The following is a 258-nucleotide window of genomic DNA, read 5'->3' as shown; positions in this document are numbered from 1 at the left end:
GGCGAACGCAACCGCAACATTGCCGAACTGGAGACGCGCGAAGCAAAGCTCATGGAACTGTCGCAGCGGCTGAACCTTGCGCTCGAATCGTCCACTATCGGCATTTGGGAGCTGCAGGATCATTCGAGCAGCCTCCTTTGGGACGCACGCGCCGCTGCACTGCACGGCAAGCCGGCGGAGGAAGGAAGCCGGCCGCTCGACGAATGGCTGGCGGCGATCCTGCCGGCGGATCGTGAGACCGCCGAGGTGCATTTCTTC

The 258-nt window shown here is 63.6% G+C and carries 1 protein-coding gene; it reads left to right on the top strand.

All coding sequences use genetic code 11. The features are described 5' to 3' along the window. Positions 1-258 (top strand): hypothetical protein (locus EOD29_RS32945; protein WP_164764005.1); only part of this gene is annotated, 258 nt, incomplete at both ends.

Origin of the sequence: Mesorhizobium sp. M1A.T.Ca.IN.004.03.1.1 (assembly GCF_003997555.1) — a bacterium.
Classification (GTDB): Bacteria; Pseudomonadota; Alphaproteobacteria; order Rhizobiales; family Rhizobiaceae; genus Mesorhizobium.
The sequence above is the reverse complement of the archived record's forward strand: the minus strand, read 5'-3'. Positions and strand labels throughout refer to the sequence as shown.